This window comes from Actinomadura luzonensis (genome assembly GCF_022664455.2).
Taxonomy (GTDB): Bacteria; Actinomycetota; Actinomycetes; order Streptosporangiales; family Streptosporangiaceae; genus Nonomuraea; species Nonomuraea luzonensis.
On the sequence record NZ_JAKRKC020000001.1, the window covers coordinates 4,600,539 to 4,613,586 of the forward strand.

General features: G+C 74.1%; 16 protein-coding genes. 8 read left to right on the forward strand and 8 right to left on the reverse strand.

Going from position 1 to position 13,048, the window contains the following annotated elements; all coding sequences use genetic code 11:
* Positions 1–2: 2 nt before the first annotated feature.
* The 6 genes from MF672_RS21990 to MF672_RS22015 are packed head-to-tail and all read left to right on the forward strand — an operon-like array spanning position 3 to position 4,387.
* Entirely contained in the window at positions 3–551 is a 549-nt protein-coding gene (locus tag MF672_RS21990) for a D-sedoheptulose-7-phosphate isomerase (RefSeq protein WP_242378009.1), read from the forward strand.
* The gene (locus MF672_RS21995; protein ID WP_247815379.1) at positions 552–1,076 is read left to right on the forward strand and encodes a carbohydrate kinase family protein; all 525 of its coding nucleotides are present in this window, start codon (positions 552–554) and stop codon (positions 1,074–1,076) included.
* Positions 1,025–1,882, forward strand: coding sequence for a PfkB family carbohydrate kinase (locus MF672_RS22000; protein ID WP_247815380.1), 858 nt, complete (start codon positions 1,025–1,027; stop codon positions 1,880–1,882). Before MF672_RS21995 ends, MF672_RS22000 begins: the two co-directional genes overlap by 52 nt.
* The gene (locus MF672_RS22005; protein ID WP_242378006.1) at positions 1,879–2,553 is read left to right on the forward strand and encodes an SDR family oxidoreductase; all 675 of its coding nucleotides are present in this window, start codon (positions 1,879–1,881) and stop codon (positions 2,551–2,553) included. Before MF672_RS22000 ends, MF672_RS22005 begins: the two co-directional genes overlap by 4 nt.
* The gene (locus tag MF672_RS22010) at positions 2,544–3,431 is read left to right on the forward strand and encodes a glycosyltransferase family 9 protein (protein ID WP_242378004.1); all 888 of its coding nucleotides are present in this window, start codon (positions 2,544–2,546) and stop codon (positions 3,429–3,431) included. Before MF672_RS22005 ends, MF672_RS22010 begins: the two co-directional genes overlap by 10 nt.
* Positions 3,428–4,387, forward strand: a complete 960-nt coding sequence (locus tag MF672_RS22015; protein WP_242378001.1) for a UDP-glucuronic acid decarboxylase family protein — start codon at positions 3,428–3,430, stop codon at positions 4,385–4,387. The genes MF672_RS22010 and MF672_RS22015 overlap by 4 nt, the downstream gene beginning before the upstream one ends.
* Positions 4,388–4,480: 93 nt before the next feature.
* Here MF672_RS22015 and MF672_RS22020 read toward each other — a convergent pair whose 3' ends face one another.
* The 6 genes from MF672_RS22020 to MF672_RS22045 form a co-directional block, all read right to left on the reverse strand.
* The gene (locus MF672_RS22020) at positions 4,481–5,434 is read right to left on the reverse strand and encodes an NAD-dependent epimerase/dehydratase family protein (protein WP_242377998.1); all 954 of its coding nucleotides are present in this window, start codon (positions 5,432–5,434) and stop codon (positions 4,481–4,483) included.
* 116 nt (positions 5,435–5,550) lie between these two features.
* Positions 5,551–6,777, reverse strand: coding sequence for a cysteine--1-D-myo-inosityl 2-amino-2-deoxy-alpha-D-glucopyranoside ligase (gene mshC, locus MF672_RS22025; RefSeq protein ID WP_242377996.1), 1,227 nt, complete (start codon positions 6,775–6,777; stop codon positions 5,551–5,553).
* 10 nt (positions 6,778–6,787) lie between these two features.
* Positions 6,788–7,438: an NRDE family protein gene (locus tag MF672_RS22030; RefSeq protein ID WP_242377994.1), complete on the reverse strand. Its 651-nt coding sequence runs from the start codon at positions 7,436–7,438 to the stop codon at positions 6,788–6,790.
* A 46-nt stretch (positions 7,439–7,484) separates the two neighbouring features.
* Positions 7,485–8,249 (reverse strand): SCO1664 family protein, encoded by a 765-nt coding sequence (locus MF672_RS22035; RefSeq protein ID WP_242377992.1) that lies wholly within the window; start codon positions 8,247–8,249, stop codon positions 7,485–7,487.
* Complete coding sequence (locus tag MF672_RS22040; RefSeq protein ID WP_242377990.1) at positions 8,246–8,794, reverse strand: DUF3090 domain-containing protein; 549 nt, start codon at positions 8,792–8,794, stop codon at positions 8,246–8,248. Before MF672_RS22040 ends, MF672_RS22035 begins: the two co-directional genes overlap by 4 nt.
* 9 nt (positions 8,795–8,803) lie before the next feature.
* Positions 8,804–9,490, reverse strand: a complete 687-nt coding sequence (locus tag MF672_RS22045; RefSeq protein ID WP_242377988.1) for an MSMEG_4193 family putative phosphomutase — start codon at positions 9,488–9,490, stop codon at positions 8,804–8,806.
* 138 nt (positions 9,491–9,628) lie between these two features.
* On the opposite strand from MF672_RS22045, the gene MF672_RS22050 reads away from it, so the two are divergent.
* Both MF672_RS22050 and MF672_RS22055 read left to right on the forward strand, forming a co-directional pair.
* On the forward strand, positions 9,629–10,576 hold the full coding sequence (locus MF672_RS22050) for an aldo/keto reductase (RefSeq protein WP_242377986.1): 948 nt from the start codon (positions 9,629–9,631) through the stop codon (positions 10,574–10,576).
* Positions 10,577–10,703: 127 nt separating this feature from the next.
* Complete coding sequence (locus MF672_RS22055) at positions 10,704–11,549, forward strand: hypothetical protein (protein WP_242377984.1); 846 nt, start codon at positions 10,704–10,706, stop codon at positions 11,547–11,549.
* A 28-nt stretch (positions 11,550–11,577) separates the two neighbouring features.
* On the opposite strand, the gene fabI is transcribed toward MF672_RS22055, so the two are convergent.
* Positions 11,578–12,342: an enoyl-ACP reductase FabI gene (gene fabI, locus MF672_RS22060; RefSeq protein ID WP_242377981.1), complete on the reverse strand. Its 765-nt coding sequence runs from the start codon at positions 12,340–12,342 to the stop codon at positions 11,578–11,580.
* A gap of 1 nt (position 12,343) precedes the next feature.
* Positions 12,344–13,039, reverse strand: coding sequence for a beta-ketoacyl-ACP reductase (locus MF672_RS22065; RefSeq protein WP_242377979.1), 696 nt, complete (start codon positions 13,037–13,039; stop codon positions 12,344–12,346).
* Positions 13,040–13,048: the final 9 nt, after the last annotated feature.

Sequence of the window (13,048 nt, forward strand, 5' to 3'; positions counted from 1 at the left end):
TCGTGGACGTGCATCTCGAAAAGCTCTGGAACACCCTGGAGAAGGTCGACGACCAGGCGGTCACCGTACGCGCCTGGGGGGCGCGGCTGGCCGGCTCGCTGGCCTCCGGCGGCCGGCTGCTGGTCTGCGGCAACGGCGGCTCGGCGGCCGAGGCCCAGCACCTGTCGGCCGAGCTGGTGGGGCGCTTCCGCGAGGACCGGCGGCCGTACGCGGCGATCGCGCTGCACGCCGACACCTCGTCGATGACGGCGATCGCCAACGACTTCGGCGCCGAGCAGGTCTACGCCCGCCAGGTGCGGGCGCACGGCCGGCCCGGCGACGTCCTGCTGTGCCTGTCCACCAGCGGCTCCAGCCCGAACGTGCTGGCCGCGGCCGAGGCCGCCCGGGAGGCGGAGGTGCTGGCCTGGGCCATGACCGGGCCCGGGCCCAACCCGCTGACCGAGCTCTGCGACGACGCGGTGGCCGTCCCAGCGGAGGAGACCGCCACCGTCCAGGAGGTGCATCTCGCGATGATCCACCTGCTCTGCGAGGCACTTGAGGGGGCGCTCTAGATGGGGCCGCTGGTAGTCGTCGGCGACACGCTGCTCGACGTGGACGTGGAGGGCGAGGCCGAGCGGCTGTGCCCGGACGCGCCGGTCCCGGTGGTGGACGTCGCCGCCGAGCAGGCGCGGCCGGGCGGGGCCGGGCTGGCCGCGCTGCTGGCCGCCCGCGACGGCGCCGACGTCGTGCTGATCACCGCGATCGGCGAGGACCCCGACGGGCACCGCCTGTGCGGGCTGCTGTCGGAGGAGCTGGAGCTGATCCGGCTGCCGCTGACCGGCGGCACGGTCCGCAAGACCCGGGTCCGCTCGCGCGGCCAGACGCTGCTGCGCCTGGACACCGGCGACGGCGCGGCCCGCTACGCGCCGAGCGACGCGGCGGCCGAGGCCGTGCGGCGGGCCGGCGCGGTGCTGGTGTCCGACTACGGCAGGGGCGTGGCCAGGATGGCGCGCGAGCTGCTGCACGGCACCGGCGTGCCGGTGGTGTGGGACCCGCATCCGCGGGCGAGCAGCCGGTGCCCGGCTGCTCGCTGCTGACGCCGAGCGAGGCGGAGGCGCGGGCCCTGTGCCCGTCCGGCTACGCGGGGCCCGACCAGGCGGCCCGGCAGCTCGTCCGCAAGCTGCGGGCCAGGGCCGTCGCCGTCACGACGGGCGCGCACGGAGCCGCGCTCGCCGTCGAGGGCGGCCCGTTCGCGCACGTGCCGCCGCCGGTGCAGGCCGGCGGGCAGGACGCCTGCGGCGCGGGCGACCGGTTCGCCGGCGCCGCGGCGCTGGCCCTGCGCGACGGCCTCGACGTACGGGACGCGGTGACCGTCGGGGTCGGCGAGGCCTCGCGCTTCGTCGAGCGCGGCGGCGCCGCCAACGTCAAGGTCGCCGAGCAGGAGCTCGGCGACCGGCCGCGCACCGCGCTGGAGGTGGCCGAGTTCACCCGGGCCAACGGCGGCCGGCTCATCGCCACCGGCGGCTGCTTCGACCTGCTGCACGCGGGCCACGTGAGCCTGTTGCGGCGGGCCAGGGCGCTCGGCGACGCGCTCGTCGTGTGCGTCAACTCCGACGACTCGGTGCGCCGGCTGAAGGGCCCGGGGCGGCCCATCGTGGACGTGCGCGACCGGGTGGAGGTGCTGCGGGCGCTCGGCTGCGTGGACGCCGTGCTGGTGTTCGAGGAGAACACCCCGGCCCGCGCGATCGAGCTGCTGCGCCCCGACGTGTGGGTCAAGGGCGGGGACTACGAGGGGGAGTTCCTGCCCGAGTCCGAGATCCTCGGCAGGCTCGGCGCGGAGATCGTCGTGCTGAGCACCCTGCCGGGGCGTTCCACAACCAACCTGATCAGGGAGATCCAGTGAACATCCTTATCACCGGGGGAGCCTCCGGACTGGGCCTGGCGACCGCCGAGGCCGTGGAGAAGGAGGGCTGGCGGGCGCTCGTCGTGGACGTGCGCGCGCCGGACCAGCGCTTCGAGCACGTCACGGCGGACCTGTCCGACCGCGGCGAGGCCGAGCGGGCGGTCCGGGAGCTGGCCGAGCGGGCCGGCGGCCTGGACGGCGTCGTCACGGCGGCCGGCATCGACGCCTGCGGCCGGATGGAGGACGTGCCCGCCGACGACTGGGAGCGGGTGATCAAGGTCAACCTGCTGGGCACCGCGTCGGTCATCAGGGCGGCGCTGCCGTACCTGAAGCACACCCGCGGCAAGATCGTCACCTGCGCCTCGACGCTGGGGCTGCGCCCGCTGAGCGACGCCTCGGCGTACTCGGCCTCGAAGTTCGGCGTCGTCGGGCTCACCCGCGCGCTCGCCGTCGAACTGCGCGGCGAGGTGGGGGTGACCCTGCTGGTGCCCGGCGGCATGCGGACGAGCTTCTTCGACGGCCGGCCCGAGCAGTACAAGCCGGGCCCCGAGGCCGGGCTCAACGACCCCGCCGACGTCGCGCAGACGGTGGTCTTCGCGCTGCGGCAGCCGACGGGATGCGAGGTGAGAGAGCTCGTGGTCTGCCCCTCGACGGAGACGTCATGGCCCTAGAGCTCCTGGCTCTGCGCGGGCTCGGCCTGGGCGACCTGCTCACGGCCGTGCCCGCGCTGCGGGCCCTGCGTCAGGCGTTCCCCGGCCACCGCATCACGCTCGCCGCGCCGCGCGCGCTGGAGGCGTTGCTGCCGCTGATCGGCGCGGTTGACGACCAGGTGGACGTGGCCGGTCCCGGCCCCGTCCCGATGGACCGGCTGCCGTACGAGCGGCCGGACGTCGCCGTCAACCTGCACGGCAAGGGGCCGCAGAGCATCGAAGCGCTGCAGGACACCAAGCCCGGCCGGCTGATCAGCTACGGCACCGGGCCGCGCTGGCGCGACGGCGTGCACGAGGTGCGCCGCTGGTGCGAGCTGCTGGAGTGGCACGGCATCCCGGCCGACCCCACCGACCTCACGCTCGGCATCTCCGACCGCAGCGGGCCGGTGATCGTGCACCCGGGGGCGTCCTTCCCGGCGCGGCGCTGGCCGCCGGAGCGGTTCGCCGAGGTCGCCGCGGCGCTGGAGGACGTGGTCGTCACCGGCAACGAGCAGGAGGTGCCGCTGGCCAGGAAGGTCGCCGAGCTGGCGGGGCTGCCGCCGGAGCGGATGCTGGCCGGGCGCACCGGCCTGGCCGACCTGATCGACCTGGTCGGCCGGGCGCGGCTGGTGGTGTGCGGCGACACCGGCGTGGCGCACCTGGCGACGGCGTTCTGCGTGCCGTCGGTGGTGCTGTTCGGGCCGGTCTCGCCGGCGTTGTGGGGGCCGCCGCCCGGCTGGCGGCACGTGGCACTGTGGGCCGGCGAGAACGGCGACCCGCACGGCGAGCGGCCGCACCCCGGCCTGCTCAAGATCGAGGTTTCCGAAGTCGTCGACGCTGCCTTGGAGGTCACGTCATGAGGGCTCTGGTCACGGGAGGCGCCGGTTTCCTCGGCTCCTACCTGTGCGAGCGGCTGCTGGAGGAGGGCGCCGAGGTCGTCTGCATGGACAGCTTCCTGACCGGCGGCCCCCGCAACGTCGAACACCTGATGGACCGGCCCGAGTTCCGGCTCATCGAGAGCGACCTGACGGGTTTCGTGCACGTGCCGGACCGGCTGGACCTGGTGCTGCACTTCGCCTCGGCCGCCTCGCCCGCCGACTACCTGCGCTATCCCATCGAGACGCTGCGGGTGGGCAGCGTGGGCACGCTGCACGCGCTCGGCCTGGCCAGGGAGAAGGGCGCGCGGTTCGTGCTCGCCTCCACGAGCGAGGTGTACGGCGACCCGCTGGAGCATCCGCAGAAGGAGACCTACTGGGGCAACGTGAACCCGGTCGGGCCGCGCAGCGTCTACGACGAGGCCAAACGCTTCGCCGAGTCGCTGACCACGGCCTACCGGCACTCGCGCGGCACCGACACGGGCATCGTGCGGATCTTCAACACCTACGGCCCGCGCATGCGCCCGTTCGACGGGCGGGCGATCCCGACGTTCATCCGGCAGGCCCTGACCGGCGAGCCGATCACGATCACCGGCGACGGCTCGCAGACCCGCTCGATCTGCTACGTCGACGACACGGTGTCCGGGATCCTGGCGATGGCGCACAGCGACTTCGCCGGGCCGGTCAACATCGGCAACCCGGACGAGGTGACGATGCTGGAGCTGGCCACCCTCGTCCGCGGCCTGGCCGGCTCGTCGTCGGAGATCGTCTTCATCGACCGGCCGGCCGACGACCCGAAGGTGCGCCGGCCCGACACCACGCTGGCCGCCGAGCGGCTGGGCTGGCGGGCGCGGGTGCCGGCCGAGGAGGGGCTGCGGCGCACGATCGAGTGGTTCCGCGCCGAGCTGGGGGCGCTGGAGGAGCTGCAGCGGGCCTCCTGAGCGCCGCGTCTCCCGGGGCCGGGGCGCCGGCCGGGTCTCAGCGGCCGGGTGTCAGCGGCCGGGTGTCAGCGGCCGGGTGTCAGCGGCCGGGTGTCAGCGGTCGTGGCCCTCGCGGAGCCAGGCGAGGTATTCGGCCGCGGCCCGCTCGGTGTCGTAGGCGGGCTCGTACCCGGTGTCCTCGCGCAGCCGGGTGATGTCGAGCCAGGTGTCCCGGACGCCGGGGCCGCGGCCCTCGGGCAGGTCGAGCCGGGCGTCCGGGACGAGCTCGCCGAGCACGGCGGCGACCTCGCCGTTGGTGGTGGGGCGGCCGGAGGCGACGTTGTAGGTGCGGTGCCGCAGCGTCCCGGCGGTCTGCAGGAGGGCGAGGGCCCGGCCGCAGTCCTTGACGTAGCACAGGTCGATGGCCTCGCCGGCGCGCGGCGGGTTGGCGGCGCGGGCCGGGTGGACCTGCACGGCGGTGCCGCGGGCGGCGGCGTGGACGAGCTGCGGCGCGGCGAAGAACGGCGACGGGCTGTGGCCGAGCGGCCCCCAGATGGCGCCGATGCGGTAGTTGACGACCGGCAGCCCGGCCGCGCCGGCCAGGTGGTCGGCCAGCACCTCGCTGATCTTCTTGAAGCCCGGGATGGGGTGCGGGGCGGTCAGCGGCAGCGGGGTGTCCTCGGTGAACGGGCTCGGGCCGGCCGCCCCGCCGTAGATGCCGATGGTGCTGGCCAGGCCGAGCCGGGTGACGCCCCAGGCGGCGGCCGCCGCGAAGACGTTGAGCAGGCCGGTCAGGGCCTTGCGGGCGCCGACGACGGGCTCGTCCGCGCCGGGCGGCCACGGGAACGAGCCGGCCAGGTGCAGGATGCCGGTGATGTCGTGCTTGTCGCCGAGGGCGAGCAGGGCGGCCTCGTCGGCGAGGTCGGCCTGCTCGACGACGACGCCCTCGCCGGGGAACGGGTCGCGGGGCGCGCGGCGCTGGAGGAGCAGGCAGGACTCGCCGAGGTCGAGGAGGGCGCGGGTGGTGTGGGTGCCGATGAAGCCGAGCCCGCCGGTGATAAGGATCATCGCAGTCCGATCAGTTGGAGAAACAATCAGTAGAACTGATAATCAGCATAGCGGCTTTCAAGGGCGTGAAAAACCCCGCACCTGCCGGGCAGGTACGGGGTACGCGGGGGCGGGGGTTAGAGCGCGACGCCGAGCAGGGCGTCGGCCAGGTCCTTGACCAGGGCGGGAGCGTCGCCGTCCGGGCCGCCGCCGCGGGCCAGGGCGTCCGCCGCCCACGCGTCGACCGCGGCCAGGGCGCCCGGCGAGTCGAGGTCGTCGGCCAGGCGCTCGCGCACGCGCGCCAGCAGCTCACCGGCGGGCGGCCCGGCGGCCAGGGCGACGGCCGAGCGCCACGTGGCCAGCCTGCGCTCGGCCTCCTCCATCAGCTCCGGGACGTACTCCCAGTCGGCGCGGTAGTGGCGGGCCAGCAGCACCAGGCGGACCGCCATCGGGTCGTGCTCGGCGCGCAGCCTGCGCACGAAGACCAGGTTGCCCTTGGACTTCGACATCTTCTCGCCGTCGAGGGCGACCATGCCGGCGTGGGTGTAGAACTTGGCGAACGGCCACTCCCCTGTCAGGGCGTGGCCCTCGGAGGCGCCGCACTCGTGGTGGGGGAAGATCAGGTCGGAGCCGCCGCCCGCGACGTCGTAACCCGCGCCCAGGTGGTCCAGGGCGATCGCGGTGCACTCGATGTGCCAGCCGGGACGCCCCCTGCCCAGCGGGGAGTCCCAGGCCGGCTCGCCGGGCCGCTCGGCCCGCCACAGCAGCCAGTCGAGCGGGTGCCGCTTGCCCTCCCGGCCGGGGTCGCCGCCCCGCTCGGCGAACAGCTCCAGCATCTCGCGCTCGCCGTAGCCGGAGACCTGGCCGAACTTGGGGGCGTCGGCGACGCTGAAGTACACGTCGCCGTCGAGGTCGTAGGCGACGCCCTTGGCCCGCAGCCGGGCGATCAGCTCGGCCACCCGGCCGACGACCTCGGTGACGCCGACGTACTCGCGGGGCGGCAGGATGCGCAGGGCCTCCATGTCGCCGCGGAACAGCTCGATCTCCCGGCCGGCCAGCTCCTGCCAGTCGACGCCGGTCTGCGCGGCCCGCTCCAGCAGCGGGTCGTCCACGTCGGTGGCGTTCTGCGTGTAGTGCACGTCATGGCCGGCGTCCCGCCACAGCCGGCCCACCAGGTCGAAGGCGTGGTAGGTGTTGGCGTGGCCGAGGTGGGTGGCGTCGTAGGGCGTGATGCCGCAGACGTACATCCTGGCGGTCGGCCCGGGGTCGGTCTGCCGGACCTGCCCGGCCGAGGTGTCGTAGAGACGCAGCGGAATGCTCTCACCAGGGAGCTTGGGGACGTTCTGGGCAGACCACGATCTCATGCCTTTGAGCCTATCCGTCCCGTTCGGCGGTCAGGTCGGTGAAGTCGTAGGCGACGCCGTCCGGCGACAGCGCGACCTCCATCACCGACAGGGAGGCGAAGGTCCGGCCGTCGGGCAGCTCGTGCCGGACGATGAGCGCGCCCGGGTCGGCGGACGGCTCGGCGGCGGCGAGCTCGCCCCAGGTGGCGGCGGCCGCGAAGCGCGGCAGGTACGCCAGCACGCGCGCGTTGCCCGGGTCCAGGCCGTCGTTGACGACCATGCTGGTGCCCTCCGGCAGGTCGGAGGTGGTCAGGCGCTCGCCGTCCCAGCTCCACAGCCGCACCCGCTCCAGCGTCGCGAGCACCAGGTGGAAGGGGTCGTAGCGGGACAGGTCGCCGCCCGGGCCCTCCCCCGTGTACGCCGCCCGCAGCGCCAGGTCGCCCCGCGAGACCTTGGTCCGCTCGGGCGCGGGCCGGCCCCGGCCGTTGAGGAGGGCGGCGGCGCGCCGGGCCGCCGCGTTGACCGCCAGCCAGGTGCCGCCGGCCTTGAGGTCACGCCCGCCGACCACGCCGGGGTACTCCGGCCAGTGCTCGGCCGGCCCCTCCCAGGGGCGGTCGGTGAACTCGTCCCGCACGCCCATGAGGGTCAGCGGACGTCCCGTCCGTACGATCAGCGTGCACATGGGCAAAGGGTAATAAATGCCCAAATCGCGATCGGACGGGGGTCGGTCAGATCGGCGGCCAGGGGACGGCCGGCCAGCCCTCCGACGGGTAGGGGTGCACCCCGGTGTCGAGCAGCCGCCTGACCCGCTGCCAGGTGGCCTCGACCTCGGCCAGCGTCAGCAGCTCGCGCAGCCGGCGGCCGAGCGCCCCGGACTCCAGGTCGCGCTCCAGCTTGGCCAGCACCGCCACGGCCTCGCGGGACAGCGGCTTGCCGCGCCACTGCCACAGCACCGTGCGCAGTTTGTCCTCGACGGAGAAGCACACGCCGTGGTCGACGCCGTAGACGTGACCCGTGGGCAGCGGCAGCAGGTGGCCGCCCTTGCGGTCGGCGTTGTTGACCACCGCGTCGAAGACGGCCATCCGGCGCACCACCGGGTTGCGGCTCTTGACCAGGCGCATGAGGTCGATCTCGCGCTCGGTGTCGATCCAGAGCTGGCACATGCCGGGGCCGAACGGGCCCTCGCGGTAGACGGTGGGCGGGACGATGCGCCAGCCGGTGGCCTGGGAGACCTCGTAGGCGGCCACCTCGCGGGCGGCGAGCGTGCCGTCGGGGAAGTCCCACAGCGGGCGCTCGCCGCGGACCGGCTTGTAGACGCAGGCGGCCGAGCGCTCACCCAGCGTGACCGAGCAGTAGAGCGTCATGTTGGTGGCCTCGACCAGGCGGCCCGCCACCTCCAGGCGGCCGTCGCGCAGCAGCGTGAGCGCGTCCTCCTCGTGCATGCCCGGCGGACCGGACGGCCTGACGGCCGGTTCGCTCTCCGGAGCGGTCATGAAGCCGCCTCACCCCCGCGATATCCGTTGAGGCGTACGCAGACGTGCCCCGCGGCGTCGAGCGGCTGCCCGCACAGGGGACACGGCGGCCGGCCCGCCGCGACGATCTGCAGCGCCCGCCTGGTGAACGCGCGCGCGGCTCCCGCACTGATCCGCACGCGCAGCACCGCCGGGTCGGAGCTGTCGAGATCGTCCTCGTCGATGACCTCTTGCGCCTCTATCACCACCTGCGATCGTTCGGCGTCCCACGCCAACGCCATCGTACCCACCCGGAAGTCCTCCGCCAGCGGGACGTCGAGAGGGGCGTCGTCGGTGAGGTCGGCCGGGGCCACGGCGGGCACGTGGGCGCTGCCCCCGCTGAGGCGCAGCACCTCGTCGAGCAGCTCGTCGAGCCTGCCCGCGAGCGCGGCGACCTGCAGTTTCTCCAGCGCCACCGTGGTCAGTCTGCCCTCGGCCCTGGCCTGCAGGTAGAAGACCCGCGCACCCGGCTGCCCCAGGGCGCCGGCGACGAACCTCTCCGGTGGGTCGTAGTCGAAGACCGGCATAGCCTGACCTTACGTGGTTCCTGGTCCACCGCCGACGGCGGCATCGCTCCCGGTGTGGTTTTCTCCCCCGTCTTTCTCCTCCGAATCCTCAGGAAGCCGCAATTCCCCCATATCGTTGAGCCTGAGAACAAAGGGGCGCAAGGGGGCGTAGCGAATCACGGTGAGGGCCGCCGGATCGGCCGTGATCCGCTGGAACTGATCGAGGTGCAGCCCCAGCGCGTCGGCGACGATGGCCTTGATCACGTCGCCGTGGCTGCACACCAGGTAGACGGACTTCTCCCCCAGGCGCCGGTTCCACTCCCTGACCGCGGCGACGGCCCGCTGCTGCATGGCGGCCAGCGACTCCCCCTCGGGGAAGACCGCGGCGCTCGGATGGGCCTGCACGACCTGCCACAGCGGGTCCTTGGCGAGCTCCTTCAGCTCGCGGCCGGTCCAGGCGCCGTAGCCGCACTCGATGAAGCGTTCGTCGGTCTGCACCGGCAGGCCCCGCCCGGCGGCGACCGCCCCGGCGGTCTCCTGGCAGCGTTCGAGCGGGCTGGAGACGATGGCGTCGAGCCGGACGCCGGCGATGCGCCCGGCGAGCGCGGCGGCCTGTGCCCGGCCCGCCTCGCTCAGCCGCACCCCGGGTGTCCGGCCGGCCAGCACCGGCCCGGTGAGGTCCGTCAGCCCGTGGCGGGCCAGAAGCAGCGTGGTCACCCGGCCAGTGTCGCAGCCGTCGATCACCCTGTCGAAGCGGCGTCCCCCGGCCGCCGCGCGTCCGCGCGAGACCCGTACGGGGCGGGGAAGGCGTGGATCACGACGTCGCGGCCATCAGGGCGGTAACCTGGCGAGATCATGGAGCAGCGCTATGTCGGCCACAGCGGCCTGTCGGTGTCCCGGCTGGGGCTCGGCACGATGACCTGGGGCCGTGACACCGACGCGGACGAGGCGGCCGCCCAGCTCCGCACGTTCCTGGACGCCGGGGGCACGCTCGTCGACACCGCCGACGTCTACACGGGCGGCGACGCCGAGCGGCTGCTCGGCAGGCTGCTGCGCGAGTCGGTGCCGCGCGCCGAGCTGGTGATCTCCACCAAGGCCGTGGTGACGCCGTCCGGGCGCCGGCCGCGCGACGCCTCACGCCGCCACCTCATCGCGGCGGTCGACGACTCGCTCAACCGGCTCGGGCTCGACTACGTCGACCTGTGGCAGCTCCACACCTACGACGAGGAGGTGCCGCTGGAGGAGACGCTGGCCGCGCTGGACGCGATCGTCTCCTCCGGCCGGGCCGTCTACGCGGGCGTGTGCGACTACACCGGCTGGCAGCTCGCCGCGGCGGCGGTCACCCAGAAGTCGATCCCCGGCCGCATCCCGATCACCTCGGCGCAGGCCGAGTACAGCCTGCTGGCCCGCGAGCCGGAGCGCGAGCTGCTGCCCGCGGCGGCCCACCTGGGGGTCGGCGTGCTGGCCTGGTCGCCGCTCGGGCGCGGGGTGCTGACCGGCAAGTACCGCACCGGCGTGCCGGCCGACTCGCGCGCCGCGACGCCGCACTTCGCCGACTTCGTCCGCCCCTATCTCGACGAGCGGTCGCGGGCGGTCGTGGAGGCGGTGATGACGGCCGCCGACGGGCTCGGCGTCTCGCCGCTGGCCGTGGCCCTGTCGTGGGTGCGCGACCAGCCGGGCGTGGCCTCGGCCATCGTGGGGGCGCGGACGCACGCCCAGCTCAAGGGCGTCCTGCCGGCCGAGGACGTCGTGCTGCCGAGAGAGATCCGAGAGGCCCTTGATGACGTGTCGTCGATCGACTGACCCGGAACGAGAGGCTCTCTCGCGTATCACTAGTCGATACCGAATCGCAACTTTACCTGCTAAACACCTGCGTCTGACGGACGTTGTCCATCAAGATTTCCCCCGTAAGCGACGCAGGAGGGGACGGATGGGGAGCAGGACCGCGATCTCGGCCGGAGTACTCGCGGTGGCGCTGGCGGCCGTCCCCGCGGCGCCTGCGGCGGCGGCGTCGGCGGCGGCGTCAGCGGCGCAGGACTGCTCACGCGACGGCGGGCTGCTGTCGGGCGTCACCAACACCCTGTGCGACGTGCTGAGCACCGTCACCGGCACCGTCGACGCGATCACCGGCGGCGCCACCGACCCGGTGACCAAGCCCGTGGACAAGACCACCGACGAGCTGCTCGGCCGGGTCGGCGAGGCCGTGCCCACCGGCAGGGCGGCCACGCCGGCCACCACCGCCTCGCCCTCGGCGAGCGCGACGAAGAAGGCCGGCGACCAGGACGGCGGCTGCCCGCCGGGGCAGCCGTGCCCGGACGGCAGGCCCGCCGGCACCCTGACGCCGCGGCCCGGCAGCGCGTCGCCGCCGGCCCGGCGCGGCGAGCGCCCCCGCTCCGCCTCCGGCAGGAAGGCCACGACCGCCCCGGTCACGCCCGGCCCCACGGTCACGCCGTCGCCCGCGCAGAGCCGCCCTCAGCCCGCCGGCGAGAGCCGCGCGGAGCGGCGGCCCGTGGCCGACCCCGACGAGCCCCGCGTCGACCTGCTGTGGCCCAACCCGTTCGCCCACGAGCTGACCCTGCCGCTGCAGGACCGGCGCGTGGTGCGGCCCACTCCCCCGGCCTCCGACGTGCTCGGCACGGCGCTGACGATCGCGCTGCTGGGGTCGGCGGTGCTCGCCACCCGCATCGTGCAGCAGCGGCGGCGGCGCACCGAGCCGCTGGAGACGATCCCCTTCGAGCCGGCCAGGGCCGGCGGCGGGCGCCAGCGCCTGGCCTGACCCGCCGGGGCCCCTCGGAGAACGGCCGTCAGGCGCCGATGGCGTGGACGCCGCCGTCCACGTGGACGATCTCTCCGGTCGTCGCCGGGAACCAGTCGGACATCAGCGCCACGCAGGCGCGCGCGGCCGGCAGGGTGTCGGACAGGTCCCACCCGAGAGGCGCCTTCTCCGGCCAGCTGTCCTCGAACTCCTTGAAGCCCGGGATCGACTTGGCCGCCATCGTGCGCAGCGGCCCGGCGGCCACCAGGTTGACCCTGATGCCGTGCTTGCCGAGGTCGCGGGCGAGGTAGCGGTTGCACGACTCGAGGCCCGCCTTGGCCACGCCCATCCAGTCGTAGACCGGCCACGCCTTGGAGGCGTCGAAGTCGAGGCCGACCACCGCGCCGCCCTCCTTCATCAGCGGCAGGCAGGCCACGGCCAGCGACTTGTAGGAGTACGTCGAGATCTGCACCGCCGTGGAGACGTCCTCCCACGGCGTGTTGAGGAAGTTGCCGCCGAGCGCGCTCTGCGGCGCGAAGGCGATGGAGTGCACGACCCCGTCGAGGCCGTCGACGTGCTCGCCGACCCGGGCGGCCAGCGTGTCGAGGTGCTCGGTGCTCTGCACGTCGAGCTCCAGCACCGGCGGCGGGGAGGGCAGCCGCTTGGCGATGCGCTCCACCAGGCTCATCCGCCCGAACCCGGTCAGCACGACCGTGGCGCCCTCCTCCTGCGCCAGCTTGGCGACCGAGAAGGCGATCGAGGCGTCGGTGAGCACGCCCGTCACGAGGATCCGCTTGCCGTCGAGAATGCCCACGTCAGTGCCCCATTCCAAGTCCGCCGTCGACGGGGATCACGGCCCCGGTGATGTAGGAGGCGTCGTCGCTCGCCAGGAACCGGACGACGCGCGCGACCTCCTCGGGGGCCGCCTGCCGGCCCAGCGGGACGTTCGCGACGATCTTGTCCTGGTCGAGGCCCGCGGTCATGTCGGTGGCGACGAAGCCGGGCGCGACCACGTTGACGGTGATGTTGCGGGAGCCGTACTCGCGGGCCAGGGAGCGGGCGAAGCCGACCAGGCCCGCCTTGGAGGCCGCGTAGTTGGCCTGGCCCGCCTGGCCGGACAGGCCCACGACGGAGGAGATGAGCACGATGCGGCCGCGCTTGAGCTTCATCATCGGCCGGATGGCGCGCTTGGCGACGCGGTAGGCGCCGGTGAGGTTGGCGTCGATGACGTCGGTGAAGGTGTCCTCCTTCATCATCGCCAGCAGGGTGTCCTTGGTGATGCCGGCGTTGGAGACGAGCACCTCGACCGGGCCCTGCTCGGCCTCGACCTTGTCGAAGGCGGCCTCGACGTCCGCGGTGCTGGTGACGTCGCAGCGCACGCCGAACAGGCCCTCGGGCGGCTCCCCTGATCGGTAGGTGACCGCGACGGCGTCGCCGGCCGCGGCGAGTTCACGGGCGATCGCGAGGCCGATGCCCCGGTTGCCCCCGGTGACGAGTACAGAGCGTGCCATGACACCTGA